This window comes from Streptomyces sp. NPDC005483, assembly GCF_040606035.1.
Taxonomy (GTDB): domain Bacteria; phylum Actinomycetota; class Actinomycetes; order Streptomycetales; family Streptomycetaceae; genus Streptomyces.
Window position 1 is genome coordinate 105,944 of record NZ_JBEXEA010000018.1, and the last position, 19,301, is coordinate 125,244.

Consider the following 19,301-nt stretch of genomic DNA (forward strand, 5'->3'; position numbering starts at 1 on the left):
ACGGTCGCCACAGTGATCACCGGGGCGGGATGTGGCGCGGACCACAGGAAGAAGCGGACAAAAAGCACCCTCGATGGGCATATGCGGCCATCACGGTGACGTGATCGTTATCCGGATTTGAGCGTCCTCTGAGCGAACACAGAACCGTCACATCTCACGGCATAAGGGTGGTCACGAGGGTCTCCTGGAGCCCGCCCAGCCACAGGTACGCCATCACCATCGGCTTACGGGGGTCCTCGTCCGGCAGCCGGTAGAGGAGGTCGGTGTCCTCCTCGTCGGTGATGTCGAGGCGGGAGCCGATCGCGAGCCGCAGGTCGTTGAGGGCACCGAGCCACTGCTGGGACTCACCGGTCGACAGCTTGAGGACGGCCCCGCCGTCGCCCCCGGAGCGCAGCGCGTCCAGGGAGCGGACCACCGCGAGGGCGTTCTCGCGCTTGCCGGCCCGCAGGTCGTTCTCGGTGTAGCGGCGGAACTCCGAGGAGTACGCCCGCTGTTCCTCGGCCTCCTCGGCCTGGGGAGTGCCCTCGGGGTCGCTGTAGGCGTCCGGGAAGAGCCGCTTGAGCACCGGGTCGGACGGCGGCTGGCTCGGGCCGTCCGCGAAGAGCTCGGCCAGCGGGTCGTCGGAGGCGTCCTCCGCGGGCCCCGGGCCGATGAGTTCCAGGAGCTGGACGGCCAGCGACCGGATGATGGAGATCTCGACGTCGTCGAGGGCGACGGCCGCGCCGCCGCCGGGGAGCGGTTCAAAGGTTCCGGGCATCAGGGATCGTCGCTACTTCCGGTCCTGCTGGAGGGTGGCCCACAGACCGTAGCCGTGCATGGCCTGCACATCGCGTTCCATCTCCTCGCGGGATCCGCTGGAGACGACCGCCCGGCCCTTGTGGTGGACGTCGAGCATCAGTTTGGTGGCCTTGTCCTTCGAGTAGCCGAAGTACGTCTGAAAGACGTAGGTCACGTAGCTCATGAGGTTGACCGGGTCGTTGTGGACGATCGTGACCCAGGGGACGTCCGGCTCGGGGACGGCGAAGACCTCTTCCGCCGACTCGGTGCGTTCGATCTCTACGGGAGCGGGTGACGTCACACGGCCCATGCTGCCACGCGCCCCACAAATCGTCACACTGACGCGAAGTGGGGTAGCATCCGTTGCTATGAACACAGCGGACCTTGGGCTGCCGGTGGACGTTCCCTCGACGGCGCTCTTCACGGACCAGTACGAGCTGACCATGCTTCAGGCCGCGCTGAAGGCGGGTACCGCCGAACGGCGCAGTGTCTTCGAGGTCTTCACCCGGCGGCTGCCGGACGGGCGGCGCTACGGCGTCGTCGCGGGCACCGGCCGGGTCCTGGACGCGGTGGAGAACTTCCGCTTCGACGGGGACGTCCTCGGCTTCCTGCGCGAGCGCGCCATCGTCGACGACGAGATCCTGGACTGGCTGGCCTCCTACCGCTTCAGCGGCGACATCTGGGGCTACCCGGAGGGCGAGGTGTACTTCCCGGGCTCGCCGATCATGCGGGTGGAGGGCTCCTTCGCCGAGTGCGTGCTCCTTGAGACCGTGATCCTGTCGATCCTCAACCACGACTCCGCGATAGCCGCGGCCGCCTCCCGGATGTCCTCGGCCGCGGGTGACCGGCCGCTGATCGAGATGGGTGCCCGCCGCACCCACGAGCTGTCCGCCGTGGCCGCCGCCCGCGCCGCCTACGTCGGCGGCTTCGCCACCACCTCCGACCTCGCCGCCGGTTTCCGCTACGGCATCCCGACGGTGGGCACCTCCGCCCACGCCTTCACCCTCCTGCACGACCAGGAGCGGGACGCCTTCCAGGCCCAGGTGGACTCGCTGGGCCGCGACACCACCCTGCTGGTGGACACGTACGACGTCACCGAGGCCGTCCGTGCGGCCGTCGAGGTCGCCGGGCCCGAGCTGGGGGCCGTGCGCATCGACTCCGGGGACCTGCTCCTCGTCGCGCACCGGGTGCGGCAGCAGCTGGACGAGCTGGGCGCGAAGGGGACGCGGATCATCGTCACCTCCGACCTCGACGAGTACGCCATCGCCTCGCTGGCCGTGGCCCCGGTGGACGCGTACGGCGTCGGCACCCAGTTGGTGACCGGTTCCGGGCATCCGACCGCCTCGATGGTCTACAAACTGGTCGCGCGCGCCGAGTCCGACGACCCGAAGGCGCCGCTGATCCCGGTCGCGAAGAAGTCGTCCGGGGGCAAGACCTCGGTCGGCGGCCGCAAGTGGGCGGCCCGGCGGCTGGACGCCGAGGGGTTCGCGGAGGCCGAGGTGGTGGGCACCGGGCCCGTCCCGGCGGAGCTCACGGACCGGCAGCTGCTGGTGGAGCTGGTCAAGGGCGGCGAGGTCGTCGCACGCGAGCCGCTGGACGTCGTACGGGACCGGCATGCCGCCGCCCGGGCCAACCTGCCGCTGTCGGCGACCCAGCTCTCGCGCGGGGAGCCGGTCATTCCGACGGAGTATGTCAACGCGCGCACGGGTAGCTAGTCGGCTGTCGTCCCCAACGCGCCCCGTGATGCCCCCTCCCGCACGGCCCCCGAAGTCTCTAGGCTCGTAAGTTCACTCTTAGTCGAAGGACACCCACCATGCGCCGCGCCTTGATCGTCGTCGACGTGCAGAACGACTTCTGCGAGGGAGGCAGTCTCGCGGTGGCCGGAGGGGCCGATGTGGCCGCCGCCGTCACCGAGCTGATCGGGCAGGCGGCGGGCTCCGGCTACCAGCACGTGGTGGCCACCCGGGACCACCACATCGCCCCCGGCGGCCACTTCGCCGACAACCCCGACTTCGTGCACTCCTGGCCCGCGCACTGCGTCGCCGGGACCGAGGGGGTGGGGTTCCACCCGAACTTCGCGCCGGCCGTCGCCTCCGGGGCGATCGACGCGGTCTTCGACAAGGGTGCGTACTCGGCGGCGTACAGCGGCTTCGAGGGCGCCGACGAGAACGGCGTGACGCTGGCCGACTGGCTGCGGGCGCGGGAGGTCTCGGAGGTGGACGTGGTCGGGATCGCCACGGACCACTGCGTACGGGCCACCGCGCTGGACGCGGCCCGGGAGGGCTTCCGCACGCAGGTCCTCCTCGACCTCACCGCCGGGGTCGCCGAGGCGACGACCGAGCGGGCGATCGAGGAGCTGCGAGGGGCGGGCGTGGAGCTGTCCGGGAAGCCCGTCGTCTAGGGACGGGCACGCGGCCTCAGACCGGTGCCGTCGGCCTCCTCAGCAGTGACCTGATCGGATGCCACAGCTCCTGGGCCAGCTCGGGACCGCCCGCGACAGCGTTGTCAGGGGCGGTACGCCATATCAGGCCGTCCGGGTGGTGGAGTACGGCGGTGATCTCGTCCGGGGTCGGGGGCGCGCCGTTGCCGCGCAGGTACACCGCGCGCAGCCCCAGGTTGCGCAGCCTGGTCAGGGCGCGCGCCCGGTTGTGGGCGTGGACGAGTACCCGCACGTTGCCGTAGCCGTCGGCGGGCGGGCGGGGCAGGTTCAGCGCCACCACCACCCTGCCGTTCGGCAGCTTGCAGAAACCTCCTGCGGCCATGCGGTCATACCCCCGTGTGCGTCGGTGTCAATAAGGAAGCCACAGGACGCACCTAAACACGATCGGCGGCAACCCGCCAGGGGTTGCCGCCGATACGCTTCTGACCTGTGGTTTTACTTCTTCTTGGCCGAAGGTCCGACCTGGAGCGTGATCGTCGAGCCGTCCAGGGGCTCCTTGACGATCTTGATCCGGGTGTCGGTGTCAGTGATGTCGACGCCGGCGAACGGGTTCGACGCGTCGTAGTAGCTCGACGTGCCGTCGTCGAAGACCGGGACGCCCGGCTTGGACTTGATCTTCGTCGGGACGTCGGCGTTGTGCAGCGTGACCGAGTCCGTCGGGTACCAGCTGAAGGTGGAGTCGTAGGCCTGGATGCGGTTGCGCATCAGCGTGCCGTCGGACCACTTCAGCGCGGTCGGGTGGGAGTCGACCGGGAGGATCAGACCCTCGCCCGGGTGCTGGCTGGTGTTGTCGTCCGCCTGGGAGGTGTCCCACTTCCAGATCAACAGGCCGTTCTGGTAGGCGTAGTGCTCCACCCAGTCCGGACGGGTCGTCGAGAAGCCGTAGTTGTACGGGCCGACCTTCAACACCTTGTCGTAGGACACGTATTGGCGGTTCTCGGCGAGGTAGTACTGCGCGTAGTCATCCGTGATCGAGGAGCCGATGCGCGAGAAGCCGTTCGCGGTCCAGGCGGCGTCGGCCGTCTCGGCGTTGTCGGAGAAGAGGGTCGCGCCGTCGGCGGTCACCGTGATCTCGTCGGCCGCGAAGCCCTTCAGGGCGACCCCGCCGTCGGTCTGGTAGCGGAAGCGCAGCTGGACCTTCTGGCCCGCGTAGGCGTTCAGCGGGAAGGTCAGCTTCTGGTAGGCGTCGACCGAGCCGGTGAGGGCGGGCTTGCCGCTGCCGTCACGCGGGATGGCGGTGCCGTCGGCCAGAGTGCCGTCGATCGGCGTCCAGTTGGCGCCGTCGGTGGAGACCTCGGTGTAGAGGTAGTCGAAGTCCTGCTCGATGTCCCACCAGCCGTCGAGGGTCAGCGCCGCCGACGACTTGCCGGTCAGGTCGACCGGGCGGGTCAGGGTGTTGCGCAGGTCGTCACCGCTGCCGCTCCACCACTGCGTCGCGCCCTGCGCCGGGGTGACCACCGGGGTGGTGACCGTCTTCCTCGGCAGCTGGACCACGAGCGCCTGCGGGTTCTTGGTGTTGTACTCCGCGACGCCCAGCTTGTGGGCGGAGCGCTTGCCGGCCGTGGCCACGTCGTAGTCGAGCCAGCCCAGTTGGAGCTTGTCCCAGGCGTTCATGTCGCCGGGCAGGTCGCCGATGGAGTCCTTGCCGGTGCCGAGCCAGGAGCCGGAGGACATCAGCGTCCAGAAGCCGGTGGAGTTCTCGCCGCCGCCGGAGGTGTCGTACTCGTCGGGCAGGCCGAGGTCGTGGCCGTACTCGTGGGCGAAGACGCCCAGGCCGCCGTTCTCCGGCTGGATGGTGTAGTCGCCGACCCAGACGCCGGTGTCGCCGATCTGGGTGCCGCCGAGCTTGTTGCCGGAGGGGCCGGTGGAGCCGGCGTCGGTGCCGAAGGCGTACCAGCGGTGCGCCCAGATGGCGTCCTCGCCCTGGGCGCCGCCGCCCGCGGACTCGTCCTCGCCGGCGTGCACGATCTGGAAGTGGTCGATGTAGCCGTCGGGCTCGTTGAAGTTGCCGTCGCCGTCGAAGTCGTAGCGGTCCCACTGGTCGAACTCGGCCAGTTCCGCGCTGATCTCGGCGGCGGTGTCCCCGGCGGCCTCGCGCTGGGCGACCCAGGCGTTGACGCCGTCCTGGACCGCGTACCAGGCGCCGGTGGAGGCCTTGTTGGAGCCGTAACGGGCCTCGTTGTAGGGGACCTTGACCCAGTCGGTGACCTCGCCGTCGACCGAGTAGCGGCCCGAGGACTGCTTCTCGTAGTACTTCTTCAGCGACTCGGTCTTCTTGCCGGTGCCGAAGTAGAGGTCCTGGAAGTGCGCCTGGTTGTAGTCCGCCTGCCAGGCCGTGCTGTTGTTCTGCTTGCGGTCCGGCTGGGCGATCCGGTTGTGCAGCGGGCCGGCCGTGCCGCCGTAGCGGGGGTCGATCTGGTCGCCGAACTCGACCAGGATGGTGAAGATCTTGTCGGTCTTCTCGCGGCCGAGTTCGACGTACTTGCTGTCGCCCTTGCGGCTCTTGAGCTCGACCACCTTGGAGCCGTCGCGGTTCTTCACCGCGGCGTCGCCGGATATGACCTGGTCGAGCGCCTCCTTTCGCTGCGCCTGCCGGGTCTTGGTCAGCGGGCCGTCGAAGTCGTGCTCCCTGGCCTTCGCCGGCTGCGGGTCCTGCCGGTCGACCGCGGAGGTCCCGGCGGAGTTGTCCGCGGCCTGAGCCACGGCGAACGTGGAGAACGTGGCCGAGGCCGCGGCTATCGCCACGACCGTCGCTGCCGTCCTGAACGTCCAGGATCTGTCAGTCACTTGTACCTCTCCCCTATCAGGCAAGTGACCGGTATTTGACTAAAGTTTGAGGAGAAAAGACAGACCTTGACTTGAACCCGACAAGTGCATTATTGGGAGCCGGTGTTCGTATTGCGGACACGTGACGGCAACACGACAGGCGCGCACAGCTGTCCACTTGATGGACGTCATGACTCCGTGCGCCCCCTGTGCTCCGGCACTGTTGGTTAGGTCACGCTTACTGTTCGTTCCACTCGGGCACACAGCCGATTAGAGTCGATTGGCGGAACGCCCGGGTGTCGGCGGAATGCCAGGCCGACACCCCCCGTGGACCCCCAATTCCGAGGACACGATTGCCATGCCTCGTCCGACCGCCGCACAGATCGCCTACGGTTCGATCACCGTCATCTTCTCGACGCTCGCCATGCTGCTGCTGTCACAGACGAGTTCGGCCGTGGGGACCGCGGTCATCGCGGTCTCGGCGCTCGCCCTCGGCCTGCTGGTCGCCATGACGGTGCCGCAGCCCAAGTCCCGCGTCGTCGCAGTGAACAGGCCCGTGCAGCGCCCGGCGGAGGAGCCGGTACCCGCGGTGGCCTCCGGCTCCAAGACCGCCGCCTGAGCACTGCGTTGGCTTGAGCGTGGGCTCCGGTTCGCCCTCGTCGGGGGCAAGCCGGGCCCGTGGTCGTACGGCCTGGGTTCACCGACTGACCGCCGCGCCACACGCGTTGGACGTCACCGGGCCCCGCGGGTTCACCTGCCGGGCCCTGCCGCCCGTGGGCGCCCGATCCGTGGCCACACCCACCCCGGGCACGCACACACCCTGAACTCCGCCGCCAAGAACCGCCGGATCGGCTGCGGCGGGCCGCACCTGGCCGGTGGTTGGTCGTACACACACAACCGCACCGGCCCCGGACCGCTCATCCGCCTGACTCACGGACCCAGACGGCCGATACGCCCTACCCCGCCGGGCCCCCGGGCAACTGACGCACCCGACCTCACGCGATCCGGGACAGGCCCAGTGCCCAGCCCCGCTGACCCCGGACCGTCAAGGCACCCGGCTCCACCAAGCCCACAGACCGGGCCCGTCCGGGTCAGTCCGTGGTGACTACCACCGTTTTCGCCGCCTTGTCGTGCAGGCCCTGCTTGTAGGGCTTGTCGAAGTAGCTCCAGCCGCCCGAGATCGCGGTCCAGATGCAGGCGCAGCAGAACGCGAACGGGATCCACAGCACCGCCGAGCGGGTCAGCGTGGTCTGGACGGAGGGCGTGGAGCCGTTCTCGAGGTTCGCCACCCGCATGTCGAGCCACTTCTTGCCGAGCGTCTGCCCGGACCGGGAGATCAGGACGGTGTCGTAGGCGATGTAGAGCACCGCCGCGAGCGCCGACTGGGCGAGCGACTTGCCGACCTGCATGTTGTCGCTGCTGACGTCGTACTCGCTCACCCCGAAGCCCCAGGTGATCAGCCAGACGACGATGCCCACCAGGATCATGTCGATGATGCGGGCGAGCGTGCGCCTCCCGCTGGGCGCGAGCGGCGGCATGCCGGCCAGCGGGTCCGTGGGGCCGCCGCCGTACGGGTCGCCGCCGGGCGGAGTGCCGCCGTAGGGCGGCGGCGGTGTGCTGTACGGCGATCCCGAGCCCTCGGAGGGCGGGGGCTGCTTCCTGAACGGGTCGTCATCCGGCGGCTGCCCGCCGGAGCCGGGTGGCGGTTCACTGCTCATGGCCCGAGTGGACCGCGAACCCCCCGGCCCCGCATCCGGCGAGCGGCCGTCCGGAGTACCGAATCCGGTACGCCGTTCGTGCGACCCGCTCAGCCCGCCACGAACGTATGCGCCGCCTTGTCGTGCCAGCACTGGCGCCACGGCCGGTCGAACAGGCACCAGGCGACACCCACGAGACCGATGCCGAGCAGACCCGGCACGCTGTAGACCAGCCAGCGGCGCAGGGCCCCGCCGAAGGACGGCGGCTCATGGCCCTCGATGTCCCGCACCTCCAGGCCGAACAGCTTCTTGCCGAGGGTGCGGCCCCACTTCGCGGTGGGCAGCGCCTCGTACAGGACGCCGGCGACGAGGAGTACGGCGACCACGATGCCGAGGTACACCGACGTGGTGCCGTCGAGCAGCCAGACCGTCACGGTCTCGCCGGAGAGCTTGGCCGCGTCGATCTTCTCGTTGATGTGGTCGGCCGCCTTGGTGCCGAGCGGGACGGCGGCCACGGCGGTCACCGCGCCGACGACGAGGGTGTCGAGGAGGCGTGCGGCCAGGCGCTTGCCGAGGCCGGCGGGCCTGGCCGCGGCCTGGCGGCGGGCAGCCGCCTGGAAGATGTCCTCGACCGGCGGCTTCCAGGGGGCGGGCTGCTCCTCGTCGGGCCCGGCGAGCCGGTGCACCTGCTGGGCCCAGGAGGGCTGACCGCCACCGGGGCCCTGGCTCATGGGAGTCGCGGCGGCCTGGGATCCTGCGGCCTGCTGAGGGACGCCCGGGTGCGGCGGGCCCTGCTGCGGTACGCCCGGAGGGGCCGTCTGCGGGCCGGGCGCGGGGGCGGCCTGCTGGGGGCCGGAGAGGGCCGTGGCAGCGGCCGCCGCGGCACGCTCGGCGGCCGCCTTGCCCGCACCGAAACCCGGGGCCTCGGGGCCCGCGGTGCCACCGGCCCCGGAGGGCTGCGCGGTGGGCCCGGCATACCCGGGTCCGGGCGTGCTTCCGTTCTGCGCCCCGGGCCCCGCGCCCTGCTGCGCCGTGCGCGGGGAGAGCGCGCGGAACTTCATCGTGCCGTCGTCGGACTGCTGGGCGGCCCCCGCTCCCCCGGACCCGGCCGTGGGCCTGCGGAAGACACGCGTGCCGCCGCCCTCGTCCGGCTCGGCGGGCGGGATCGTCGCCGTGCCGTCGGTACGGGCCGCGTGACCGTCCGGCTGCGCCGGGGAGGAACCGTCGGCGGGCCGCCCCGGACCGGGCACCCGCGGGTCGGCGCCCTGCGAAGCCCGCGGTACGCCGGGCTGGGCTCCCTGCGGCCCCTGCTGAGCCCCCTGGTGCGGAACCTGCTGAGGCGCCCCCTGCTGAGCCTGCCCGGCTGCCTGCGGAGACCCCCACGACACCCGGCGGTCCTGGTCGCCGCCGAAGCCCGCCTGGTGGGCCCGGTCGGCCGCCCACGCGGACGCGGGTTCGGGGCGGCCGCCGTGCTGGGTGCCGGGGTGCGGGGGTTCCTCGGCCGGGTCCTCGTCGAAGAAGTGCGGGCCCGTCTCCTCCACCGGAGACGTGGACGGGGCGGAACCCGCGCCGGACGGCGGCCCGAGCGGTTCGCCGGCCGCCGGGGCGGGACGGCTGGTGCCCGGCACCCAGGAGGCACCGTTCCAGTAACGGACATATCCAGGAATGGACGGGTCCGGGTAATAGCCCTCGCGGGGCCTGTCGTCACCGGGTGCCGGGGTTGGGGCGCTCATGTCCGTCGTCCCGTATCTGCTCGGGGGTCAATAGAGGGGGCTCCACATCTATCAGACCGGCGCAAGACCCACCGCCAGTCCCACGGGACCCACTCCTTTTGAGCACGAACTGACGCCGGCCGTGACTCAGGCCGTGACGCCGGCCGTGACGGCAGCCGGAAAAAAGTTCGCCGAACCCGCGTAATGATCCCGCCCCCTCCCCCCTCTCCACTCGTACGGGCCCACCACGGGCCCCGGACAAGGCCGAAAGCCAAGAGCCGAGAGACGAGAGAGGAACGAACGACATGCCCCACACGGTGGTAGAGCGCGAACTGGAGCTCAAACTCATCCTGTCGCCCGAGCGCAGCATCCCGGTCCCGGCCCGGCTGGACTACCGCAGCGACGACCCCTTCGCCGTCCACGTCACCTTCCACATCGGCTCGGACCACCCCGTCCACTGGACGTTCGCCCGCGAACTCCTCGTGGAGGGGGTGTTCCGCCTGTCCGGGCACGGGGACGTGCGGGTGTGGCCGACGAAGGTCGAGGGGCGCGGTGTCGTGCTGATGGCGCTGAGCTCCCCCGACGGCGACGCCCTCCTGGAGGCCCCGGCCACGCAGGTTGCGGCCTGGCTGGAGCGCACGCTGAGGGCGGTCCCGCCGGGCTCCGAGGCGGCGCAGCTCGGGATCGACGACGGCCTCGCCGAGCTGCTGGCCCGGACGCCGGCCGACGATCTCTGGCTGTGCGACCCGTGGCCGAGCGACGAGTCGGCGGACGGGGAGTGACCCTACGGCCGGTCCTTCTGCCGGACGCCGGTCAGAACAGTTTGCCCGGGTTCAGGATGCCCAGCGGGTCGAAGACCCCCTTCACCGCCCGCTGCATCTCCACCCCCACCGGTCCGATCTCACGCGCCAGCCACTCCTTCTTGAGTACGCCCACGCCGTGTTCCCCGGTGATCGTGCCGCCGAGTTCCAGGCCGAGGGCCATGATCTCGTCGAAGGACTCACGGGCGCGCCGGGACTCCTCGGCGTCGGCGGCGTCGAAGCAGACCGTGGGGTGGGTGTTGCCGTCACCCGCGTGGGCGACGACACCGATGGTGAGCCGGTGCTTCTCGGCGATCCGCTCGGTCCCTTCGAGCAGCTCGCCGAGCCGGGAGCGGGGCACGCACACGTCGTCGATCATCGTGGTGCCCTTGACGGCTTCGAGCGCGGTCAGGGAGAGCCTGCGGGCCTGGAGCAGCAGCTCGGACTCGGCCGCGTCCTCCGCCGGGACGACCTGCGTGGCACCGGCGGCCTCGCACAGGGCGCCGAGGGCGGCGAGGTCGGCGGCCGGGTCCGTGGTGTCGAAGGCCGCGAGGAGCAGGGCCTCGGTGGTCTCCGGGAGTCCCATGTGCGCCAGGTCGTTGACGGCTTTGACGGTCGTACGGTCCATCAGTTCGAGGAGGGACGGCACGTGCCCGCCCTCCATGATCCGGCACACCGCGTCGCAGGCGGCGGCCCCGGAGGAGAACTCGGCGGCCAGCACCAGCTGCTCGGGCGGCTTCGGCCGAAGGCCCAGGACCGCCTGCACGACGATGCCGAGCGAGCCCTCCGAGCCGACGAAGAGGCGGGTCAGGTCGTATCCGGCGACCCCCTTGGCCGTACGGCGGCCGGTGGACATGAGCCGCCCGTCGGCGAGGACGACGTCCAGTCCGAGGACGTACTCCGCCGTGACTCCGTACTTGACGCAGCACAGCCCGCCGGAGGCGGTGCCGATGTTGCCGCCGATCGTGCACATCTCCCAGCTGGAGGGGTCCGGCGGGTAGTAGAGGCCGAGTTCGTTCACCGCGCGGGAGAGGGTCGCGTTGACGACGCCGGGTTCGACGACGGCGATCCGGTCGACCGGGTTGATCTCCAGGATCCGGTCCATCCTCGTCAGGGACAGCACGATGCAGCCGTCGGAGGCGTTGGCGGCGCCCGACAGACCCGTGCGGGCACCCTGGGGGACGACCGGGACGCGCAGTTCGGTGGCGACGCGCATGACGTGCTGGACCTGTTCGACCGTGCGCGGCAGGACGACCACGGCGGGGGTGCCGGCCGGGCAGAAGCTCGCCATGTCGTTGGCGTAGGAGACCGTGACGTCCGGGTCGGTGAGAACGGCTTCGGCGGGCAGGCCGGTGAGCAGCCGGTCCACCAGGTTGCCGGTGACCTCGTCGCGGGGGGCTTCGATACGGCTCATGATCACAGCGTCGCACCGGGGGCCATCGGTGTGAACCCCACCAGGGGCAGCCGCCGCATACCGGGGCGGGGTCGTCGTACTGGCGCACAGTGAGCGCCATGGAGAACCAAGCGACGGAGAACCGGCCGGCGGAGCGGCGGGAGGAGCGGCGGGCCCGGCTCCACGGGCGTCTGGTGATCGCCGCGGTCGCGGGCTGCGCGGTGCTCGGCACGGCGTTGATGCTGCTGCCCGCGCAGCGGACGGTGACCCGCGCTCCGGCCCCCGCGCCGGGGACCCAGGCGCTGACGGCGGTCGCCGCGGGGGTGCCGGCCGCGCTGCCCGACCTGGCGGCCCTGATCGGTGAACGGGAGGCCCATCTGCGCAGGCATCCCGAGGACGCCGAGTCGTGGGCGGTGCTCGGGACGGCGTACGTCGAGCAGGGGCGGCGGACGGCCGACACGACGTTCTACGTGAAGGCCGAGGACCGCCTGCGGACGTCCTTGAAGGTGCGCAGGAGCGCGCAGGCCCTCGGTGGTCTGGCCGCCCTCGCGAACGCGCGCCGGGACTTCCGGACCGCGCGGACCTGGGGTGAGGAGGCGCGGCAGCTGGAGCCGAAGCGGTGGACGACGTATCCGGCGCTGATCGACGCGTACACGGGGCTCGGTGACTACAAGGCGGCCCGTGGGGCGCTGGAGCGGCTCACGAAGCTGCGGTCGGGGCCGGCGGTGAAGGCCCGGGCGGCTGCCGTGTACCGGGACCGGGGCTGGCGCGAGGACGCGGCGGCCGAGCTCGCCGACGCGGCGGCGGGGGCGGAGGCGCCGGCCGAGCGGGCCGCGTATCTGGAGCGGGCCGGGCAGCTCGCGTGGGAGCGCGGCGACCGCGAGGACGCGCTGCGGCACTTCCAGGAGGCGGTCCGGCTCGACCCCGACCAACGGGCCGCGCAGGCCGGGCAGGGCCGGGCCCTTGCGGCACTGGGCCGCACGACGGAGGCCCTGAACGCCTACCGGATGGCCCTCGCGAAGCAGCCGCTGCCCCAATACGCCCTGGAGCTAGGCGAGTTGTACGAGTCGCTTGGGCTGTGGCAGGCCGCCGGGGTGCAGTACGACCTGCTGTGGGCGGCGGTGGAACGCGCCGCGGCGGGCGGGGCCGACGAGGAGCTGGTGCTCGGGCAGTTCGAGGCGGACCACGGCGACCCGGCCGCTGCCGTACGGCGGTTGCGGGCCGAGTGGCTGCGGCAGCCGGGGATCGCGGTGGCCGACGCGCTGGGGTGGGCGCTGCACCGGGCGGGACAGGACCGGGAGGCCCTGCGGTACGCCCGGATCGCGACGGACAAGGTGCACGGGGGCGGGGTGCGCAGCGCGCCGTACGCCTTTCATCTGGGCATGACCGAGCGGGCGTTGAAGCAGTACGCCCCCGCGCGCCGCCATCTCCAGGAGGCCCTGCGGATCAACCCCTGGTTCTCGCCCTCGCGGGTGCGGGAGGCGCGGGAGGCGTTGGCGGCGATGGGGGACGTACCGGACGAGCCGCCCGGGGACTAGAGGTTGCCCCGCCTCTCCTGCTCCCGCTCGATGGCCTCGAACAGCGCCTTGAAGTTGCCCTTCCCGAAGCCCATCGAGCCGTGCCGTTCGATGAGTTCGAAGAACACGGTCGGCTTGTCCTGGACCGGCTTGGTGAAGATCTGCAGCAGATAGCCGTCCTCGTCGCGGTCGGCCAGGATCTTCAGCTCCCGGAGCGTGTCGACCGGTACGCGGGTGTCGCCGACCCACTCGCCGAGGGTGTCGTAGTAGGAGTCCGGGGTGTCGAGGAACTGGACTCCCGCCGCGCGCATGGTCCGTACGGTCTGCACGATGTCGTTGGTGTTCAGCGCGATGTGCTGGACGCCCGCGCCGCCGTAGAACTCCAGGTACTCGTCGATCTGGGACTTCTTCTTGGCGATGGCGGGCTCGTTGATCGGGAACTTCACCTTGAGGGTGCCGTCGGCCACGACCTTCGACATCAGCGCGCTGTACTCGGTGGCGATGTCGTCGCCCACGAACTCCTTCATGTTCGTGAAGCCCATGACCTTGTTGTAGAAGCCGACCCACTCGTTCATCCGGCCGAGCTCGACGTTGCCGACGCAGTGGTCGACGGCCTGGAAGGTGCGGTGGGCGGGCGGTGCGACGATCGGGGCGGCCGCGGCGTAGCCGGGCAGGTACGGGCCGTCGTAGCCGGAGCGCTCGACCAGGGTGTGGCGGGTCTCGCCGTAAGTGGCGATCGCGGCGAGGACGACCGTGCCGTGCTCGTCCTTCAGCTCGTACGGCTCCGCGACCGGGCGGGCGCCGTGTTCGACGGCGTAGGCGTAGGCGCGGCGGGCGTCCGGGACCTCGATGGCGAGGTCGATCACGCCGTCGCCGTGCTCGGCCACGTGCTGGGCGAGGAAATGACCCCAGGGCGTGGCCGGCTTGATGACCGAGGTGAACACGAAACGGGCCGAGCCGTTCTCCAGCACGTACGAGGCGGTCTCTCGGCTGCCGTTCTCCGGTCCGGAGTAGGCGACAAGGCGCATACCGAAGGCGGTCGAGTAGTAGTGCGCCGCCTGCTTGGCGTTGCCGACGGCGAAGACGACCGCGTCCATTCCCTTGACCGGGAAGGGGTCGGCCTGCCGTGCGGTGTCGGGAGTGTGGTGTGTGGTCTGCGTCATGTCCGAAGCCTGGCTCCGCTCTGCAAGGTGCGCAATAGTTTGCGTATCCACTGGGCAATGTGTTCAGCGATACGGCCGTATCGGCGGCCTCTCTGTACAGGATGACCATCTCTTCAGGAGGCTGCCGTGGGGATCGACGAGCTGGACGGGCGGATCATCGTGCTCCTCGCGCGGGAACCGCGGATCGGGGTCCTCGAGATGTCCCGGCGGCTGGGGGTGGCCCGGGGGACCGTGCAGGCGCGGCTCGACCGGCTTCAGTCGAACGGAGTCATCCGGGGGTTCGGTCCGCAGGTCGATCCGGCGGCGCTCGGCTACCCGGTGACCGCGTTCGCCACGCTCCAGATCCGGCAGGGGCAAGGGGCCGACGTGCGGGCGCACTTGGCGACCGTGCCGGAGGTCCTGGAGCTGCACACCACCACCGGCAGCGGGGACATGCTGTGCCGCCTGGTGGCCCGCTCCAACGCCGATCTCCAACGTGTGATCGACCGGGTTGTCGGTTTCGATGGGATCGTCCGGGCCGCCACCGCGATCGTCATGGAGAACCCCGTTCCGCTGCGGATCATCCCGCTGGTGGAGCAGGCGAGTCTTCAGGAGGCGCACGGGACGTGACGTGACCGGCGTGGCCATCGCGGGAGGAGGCGGTGTGAACTTCTGGGAGTACCTCGGCAACCGCCACCAGCAGCTGCTCACGGACGCCTACCAGCACGCGAGCGTCGTCTTCCAGTGCATGGTCGTGGCGACGGTGATCGGAGTGCTGATCGCCGTCGTGACCTATCGCAGCGAATGGGCGGGCGGCCTCGCCACGACGGCCACCTCGTCGATCCTGACCGTCCCGTCGCTCGCCATGATCGGTCTGCTCGTCCCCGCCGTGGGGCTGGGTGTGCCGCCCACGGTGATCGCCCTGACGCTGTACGGGCTGCTGCCGGTCGTCCGTAACGCGATCGTCGGCCTGCGCGGGGTCGACCCCGCGCTGGTGGACGCAGCCTCCGGCATCGGGATGTCCGGGGTGATGCGCCTGATGCGGGTCGAGCTGCCGCTCGCCTGGCCGCCGATCCTGACCGGGATCCGGGTCTCGACGCAGATACTGATGGGCATCGCGGCGATCGCCGCCTACGCCTCCGGGCCCGGCCTCGGCAACGAGATCTTTCGCGGCATCGCCTCCCTGGGCAGCAGGAACGCGCTCAACCAGGTGCTCGCCGGAACACTCGGGATCATCGTCCTCGCCCTGCTGTTCGACGCCGCGTACGTCCTGATCGGACGGCTGACGATTCCGAGGGGGATCCGTGTCTGAGACGTCCGGCACCTCAGGTGCGTCCATCGAGCTGGAGGGCCTGACCAAGAGGTATCCCGGCAGTCCGCAGCCGGCCGTCGACAACGTCACCCTGGAGATCAAGGCGGGCGAGACCGTCGTCCTCGTGGGGCCGCCCGGATGCGGCAAGTCGACGACACTGAAGATGATCAACAGGTTGGTCGAGCCGACCGGCGGGCGCATCCGGATCGACGGCGAGGACGTGACCGAAAGCGATCCGGTCGAGCTGCGCCGCAACGTGGGCTACGCCATCCGGTCGGCCGGGCTCTTCCCGCACATGACGGTCGCGCAGAACATCGCGCTGGTGCCGAGGATGATCGGCTGGGGAAAGGGCCGGATCAAGGAGCGCGTGGCGGAGCTGCTCGACCTCGTGGGGCTCGACCCCGGCGAGTTCCACGGCCGCTATCCGCGTCAGCTGTCCGGCGGCCAGCAGCAGCGGGTGGGGGTGGCGAGGGCGCTCGCGGCCGATCCGCCCGTCCTGCTGATGGACGAGCCGTTCGGGGCGGTCGACCCGATCACCCGTGATCATCTCCAGGACGAGCTGATCCGTCTGCAGCGGGAGCTGCACAAGACGATCGTCTTCGTCACCCACGACTTCGACGAGGCGGTCAAGCTGGGTGACCGGATCGCCGTCCTGCGCGAACGGTCACGCATCGCCCAGTTCGACACCCCGGAGGCGATCCTGACCAACCCGGCCGACGACTTCGTGTCCGGGTTCGTCGGCGCCGGGGGGGCGCTCAAGCGGCTGAGCCTCACCCGCGTACGGGACGTCGAGGTCACCGACTACCCGACGGTGACCGTCGACGACCCGCTCCAGGAGATCCGCAACAAGCTGCGGGGCAGCGGGACGAACGAGATCCTGCTGCTCGACAGGCGCGGACGGCCGTACAAGTGGCTCAGGCGCGGGGACCTGATGCGCGCCAGGGGGTCGCTGGTCCGGGCCGGGACGCCGGTGAGCGACACGGTGACCAGGGACGCGACGCTGCGGGACGCGCTGGGGGCCGTGCTGACCGACCAGGCGGGGCGGGTCGCGGTGACCGGGCGGCGCGGGGAATACACGGGTGTCGTCGACATGGAGACGCTCATGAACTCCGTGCACGAGCTCCTGAAGGCCGACCGTCCGGAGGCCGTGGAGCACCAGGACGAGCTGGAGGAGGTCCGGACCGCCCGGACGCACGCCGAGCCGGAGGGCCTCGGCGGAGGGGAGCGGACAGCGTGACGACGTCGGAGATCTCGCAGGTGGAACAGATCCTGCCCGCCCGTCGTCCGTCGGCACCTCCGGCCCCGCTCAGGAGGCGGGTGACCTGGCAGAAGCTGACCCTCCTGCCCGCGTTCCTGGTGGCGGTCCTGCTCGCGACCTGGCTGTGGTTCGCGCAGGCCGACCTGGACCCGCTCACGGAGAACGCGCTGTCGAACGGGCAGGTGTCCAAAGCGCTGTGGCAGACGGTGAAGCTGACGGTGATCTCGACGTTCTTCGTGCTGATCATCGCGATCCCGCTGGGCATCGCGCTGACCCGCAGGGCCTTGCGCAAGGCGAGCCCGGTGGCGATGGCGGTGGCCAGCATGGGTCAGGCGACCCCGGCGATCGGCCTGCTGGCCCTGCTGGTGATCTGGCTGGGCACGGGCACGAAGGCGTCCCTGATCGGCATCGTCGCCTACGCCGTCCTGCCGGTCCTGTCGAACACCATCGCGGGCCTCAAGGCGAACGACCCGGCCCTGCTGGAGGCGGCACGCGGCATCGGCATGTCGTCCCTGGGCGTCCTGTCCCGCGTCGAACTCCCGCTGGCCGTCCCGCTGATCCTCGCGGGCGTCCGCACGGCCCTGGTCCTCGACGTGGGCACGGCGACCCTCGCGGCCTTCGGCGGAGGCGGCGGCCTGGGCGTCCTGATCACGACCGGCATCACCAACCAGCGGATGCCCGTACTGATGCTCGGCTCGATTCTCACGGTGACCCTGGCCCTGCTGGTCGACTGGCTGGCCTCACTGGCCGAAGTGCTGCTGAGGCCACGGGGGTTGGAGGACGGGACATGAGATGCATGCCTCTGACGCCGGCCCCGGCGGTCATCGTGAAGTAGGGACCGGAACTTACAAAGAACTCGTTGCAAAGGAGTCTTTGCATAGCTATCTTTGTACGCATGCCGGAAGAGCCCAACGTACGGAAACTCGACGCCCGTTCACTGCGCGGCCTCGCCCATCCCCTGCGGATGGAACTGCTCAACGCGCTACGCCGGCGCGGTCCTGCCACCGCCTCGATGCTCGCCGAGCGGCTGGGCGAGTCCAGCGGCGCCACCAGCTACCACCTGCGCCAGCTCGCCGAGCACGGCTTCATCGCCGACGCTCCCGAGCACGGCAAGGGGCGGGAGCGGTGGTGGAAGGCCGTGGACCAGGGACTGACCTTCGACACCACCGAGTTCGACGGCGCGGGACCGGAAGTACGCGGGATGGCCGAGATCTACCTGCACGAGATCGCCGCCACCCACGCACGCGAGATGTCCGGCTGGCTCAGCACCCGGAACCACTGGTCCGCCGAGTGGACCCGCGGTTCCGACATGAGCGACATGACGCTCCAGCTCACACCCGAACTGGCCACTGAGCTCGTCGACAAGATGCACGCCCTGATCACCGACTACCGCGGCCGGGTCACCGACGAGGACCCCGGCGCGGAGCAAGTACGCATCCACACGCACCTTTTCCCCATCGAGACGGACTGAGGCCCCAGCATGCACCCCGAGACCCACCTCGCCCTGCATCGCACCCGCGCCGCCGACCTCCGCGCCGAGGCCGACGCCTACCGTCTCGCCGCGCAGGCCAGGCGGCCGTACGACATCAGGACCCGGCTCGGCTGGACCCTGGTGGAGGTCGGTCTCCGCCTGGTCTCCCCCAGGCCGGCCTTCGCGCACTAGCAGGCGGGGACGGACCCCTTGCCCGACTCCAGCGAGGTCAGCGCGCTCACCGCGCCCTTCAGGGACGTCACCGGGATCAGCCGCAGCCCCTTCGGCAGTTCCGCCTTCGCGTCGCCGCACTCGTCCTTGGGGACCAGGAACACCGTCGCCCCGTCCCGCTTCGCGGCCTGCGTCTTCAGCGCCACGCCGCCCACCGCGCCGACCGTGCCGTCCGCGTCGATCGTGCCCGTCCCGGCGATGGTGCGACCGCCCGTGAGGTCGCCCCCGGCGCCGTCACCGTCGAGCTTGTCGATGATCCCCAGGGTGAACAGCAGCCCAGCGCTCGGCCCCCCGACGTCAGCGAGCTTCAGCGTGACCTTGACCTTGTCGTCGCTGAGCTTGAGATAGCCGAGGGCCGCCTGGGTCGCCGCGTCCTGCGACTCCTTCATCTGCGCGGTGTTGTGCTTCTCGATCTCCTTGACGCTCTGCCCGCTCGGGTAGACCGCGTCGCGGGGCATGACCGCCTGGTCGGTGCGGAACCAGCTGTCGAAGACGTCGCCGAGCGTGACGCGCGTGTCGGGCCCGGTCGCCTCGATGGTCGTCATCCGCAGCTGCCCGCTCGTCGTACGGGTCCTGGCCCCGGAGATGGTGATCACCGCCGTGCCCTCGTTCTTGCCGAGCACGTTCGCCGTCATCCCGGGCTGCGCCAGCGAGAACGGCAGCGGCGCGAAGAGGGCCGTGGCGACCAGTGCCACGACGGGCAGGGCGCATACGGCGACGGCCTGGGGGCGCGTGAGGCGTGAGAGCACGGGATCAATCTAACGCGGCGGTCACTTCCGGCCACG

General features: G+C 70.7%; 20 protein-coding genes. 11 read left to right on the top strand and 9 right to left on the bottom strand.

The genetic code is table 11. The features are described from left to right. Positions 1-154: 154 nt before the first annotated feature. Complete coding sequence (locus ABZT06_RS31170; RefSeq protein ID WP_355748292.1) at positions 155-757, bottom strand: DUF2017 domain-containing protein; 603 nt, start codon at positions 755-757, stop codon at positions 155-157. 12 nt (positions 758-769) lie between these two features. Further along, positions 770-1,087 carry an ATP-dependent Clp protease adapter ClpS gene (gene clpS, locus ABZT06_RS31175; protein ID WP_007382360.1) on the bottom strand — a complete coding sequence of 106 codons (318 nt, stop codon included), beginning with the start codon at positions 1,085-1,087 and terminating at the stop codon, positions 770-772. Between the two features lie 58 nt (positions 1,088-1,145). Between clpS and ABZT06_RS31180 the strand changes: the two genes are divergently transcribed. Further along, on the top strand, positions 1,146-2,492 hold the full coding sequence (locus ABZT06_RS31180) for a nicotinate phosphoribosyltransferase (RefSeq protein WP_355748296.1): 1,347 nt from the start codon (positions 1,146-1,148) through the stop codon (positions 2,490-2,492). 98 nt (positions 2,493-2,590) lie between these two features. Next, the gene (locus tag ABZT06_RS31185; RefSeq protein ID WP_355748299.1) at positions 2,591-3,178 is read left to right on the top strand and encodes an isochorismatase family protein; all 588 of its coding nucleotides are present in this window, start codon (positions 2,591-2,593) and stop codon (positions 3,176-3,178) included. Positions 3,179-3,194: 16 nt separating this feature from the next. Here ABZT06_RS31185 and ABZT06_RS31190 read toward each other — a convergent pair whose 3' ends face one another. Together ABZT06_RS31190 and ABZT06_RS31195 are read right to left on the bottom strand one after the other, a co-directional pair. Then, positions 3,195-3,539 carry a hypothetical protein gene (locus ABZT06_RS31190; protein ID WP_355748302.1) on the bottom strand — a complete coding sequence of 115 codons (345 nt, stop codon included), beginning with the start codon at positions 3,537-3,539 and terminating at the stop codon, positions 3,195-3,197. A gap of 113 nt (positions 3,540-3,652) precedes the next feature. Continuing rightward, positions 3,653-6,004 carry an immune inhibitor A domain-containing protein gene (locus ABZT06_RS31195; protein WP_355748305.1) on the bottom strand — a complete coding sequence of 784 codons (2,352 nt, stop codon included), beginning with the start codon at positions 6,002-6,004 and terminating at the stop codon, positions 3,653-3,655. A 337-nt stretch (positions 6,005-6,341) separates the two neighbouring features. Between ABZT06_RS31195 and ABZT06_RS31200 the strand changes: the two genes are divergently transcribed. Continuing rightward, positions 6,342-6,602 carry a hypothetical protein gene (locus ABZT06_RS31200; protein ID WP_355748308.1) on the top strand — a complete coding sequence of 87 codons (261 nt, stop codon included), beginning with the start codon at positions 6,342-6,344 and terminating at the stop codon, positions 6,600-6,602. Positions 6,603-7,074: 472 nt separating this feature from the next. Here ABZT06_RS31200 and ABZT06_RS31205 read toward each other — a convergent pair whose 3' ends face one another. Beyond that, complete coding sequence (locus tag ABZT06_RS31205) at positions 7,075-7,701, bottom strand: RDD family protein (RefSeq protein WP_355748311.1); 627 nt, start codon at positions 7,699-7,701, stop codon at positions 7,075-7,077. Between the two features lie 89 nt (positions 7,702-7,790). Continuing rightward, positions 7,791-9,413: an RDD family protein gene (locus ABZT06_RS31210; RefSeq protein WP_355748314.1), complete on the bottom strand. Its 1,623-nt coding sequence runs from the start codon at positions 9,411-9,413 to the stop codon at positions 7,791-7,793. A gap of 284 nt (positions 9,414-9,697) precedes the next feature. Here ABZT06_RS31210 and ABZT06_RS31215 point away from each other — a divergent pair, with 284 nt between their 5' ends. Then, the gene (locus ABZT06_RS31215; RefSeq protein ID WP_355748317.1) at positions 9,698-10,174 is read left to right on the top strand and encodes an SsgA family sporulation/cell division regulator; all 477 of its coding nucleotides are present in this window, start codon (positions 9,698-9,700) and stop codon (positions 10,172-10,174) included. A gap of 31 nt (positions 10,175-10,205) precedes the next feature. Here the strand turns inward: ABZT06_RS31215 and ABZT06_RS31220 are convergent, their stop codons facing one another. Then, positions 10,206-11,612: an FAD-linked oxidase C-terminal domain-containing protein gene (locus tag ABZT06_RS31220; protein WP_355748320.1), complete on the bottom strand. Its 1,407-nt coding sequence runs from the start codon at positions 11,610-11,612 to the stop codon at positions 10,206-10,208. A gap of 92 nt (positions 11,613-11,704) precedes the next feature. Between ABZT06_RS31220 and ABZT06_RS31225 the strand changes: the two genes are divergently transcribed. After that, the gene (locus ABZT06_RS31225) at positions 11,705-13,123 is read left to right on the top strand and encodes a tetratricopeptide repeat protein (protein WP_355748323.1); all 1,419 of its coding nucleotides are present in this window, start codon (positions 11,705-11,707) and stop codon (positions 13,121-13,123) included. On the opposite strand, the gene hppD is transcribed toward ABZT06_RS31225, so the two are convergent. Beyond that, entirely contained in the window at positions 13,120-14,265 is a 1,146-nt protein-coding gene (gene hppD, locus ABZT06_RS31230; protein ID WP_355748326.1) for a 4-hydroxyphenylpyruvate dioxygenase, read from the bottom strand. The genes ABZT06_RS31225 and hppD overlap by 4 nt on opposite strands. 126 nt (positions 14,266-14,391) lie before the next feature. On the opposite strand from hppD, the gene ABZT06_RS31235 reads away from it, so the two are divergent. The 6 genes from ABZT06_RS31235 (at position 14,392) to ABZT06_RS31260 (ending at position 18,477) form a co-directional block, all read left to right on the top strand. Continuing rightward, the gene (locus tag ABZT06_RS31235; RefSeq protein WP_355748329.1) at positions 14,392-14,874 is read left to right on the top strand and encodes an Lrp/AsnC family transcriptional regulator; all 483 of its coding nucleotides are present in this window, start codon (positions 14,392-14,394) and stop codon (positions 14,872-14,874) included. A gap of 34 nt (positions 14,875-14,908) precedes the next feature. Next, entirely contained in the window at positions 14,909-15,556 is a 648-nt protein-coding gene (locus ABZT06_RS31240) for an ABC transporter permease (RefSeq protein ID WP_355748332.1), read from the top strand. Continuing rightward, on the top strand, positions 15,549-16,793 hold the full coding sequence (locus ABZT06_RS31245; RefSeq protein ID WP_355748336.1) for a betaine/proline/choline family ABC transporter ATP-binding protein: 1,245 nt from the start codon (positions 15,549-15,551) through the stop codon (positions 16,791-16,793). Before ABZT06_RS31240 ends, ABZT06_RS31245 begins: the two co-directional genes overlap by 8 nt. Before the next feature lie 20 nt (positions 16,794-16,813). Continuing rightward, on the top strand, positions 16,814-17,605 hold the full coding sequence (locus ABZT06_RS31250; RefSeq protein ID WP_355748575.1) for an ABC transporter permease: 792 nt from the start codon (positions 16,814-16,816) through the stop codon (positions 17,603-17,605). Between the two features lie 104 nt (positions 17,606-17,709). Then, positions 17,710-18,285: a helix-turn-helix domain-containing protein gene (locus tag ABZT06_RS31255; protein ID WP_355748339.1), complete on the top strand. Its 576-nt coding sequence runs from the start codon at positions 17,710-17,712 to the stop codon at positions 18,283-18,285. Between the two features lie 9 nt (positions 18,286-18,294). After that, entirely contained in the window at positions 18,295-18,477 is a 183-nt protein-coding gene (locus tag ABZT06_RS31260) for a hypothetical protein (RefSeq protein ID WP_355748342.1), read from the top strand. Here the strand turns inward: ABZT06_RS31260 and ABZT06_RS31265 are convergent. Beyond that, entirely contained in the window at positions 18,474-19,265 is a 792-nt protein-coding gene (locus ABZT06_RS31265; protein WP_355748345.1) for a S16 family serine protease, read from the bottom strand. The two genes, ABZT06_RS31260 and ABZT06_RS31265, sit on opposite strands and share 4 nt — an antisense overlap. Positions 19,266-19,301 lie beyond the last annotated feature (36 nt).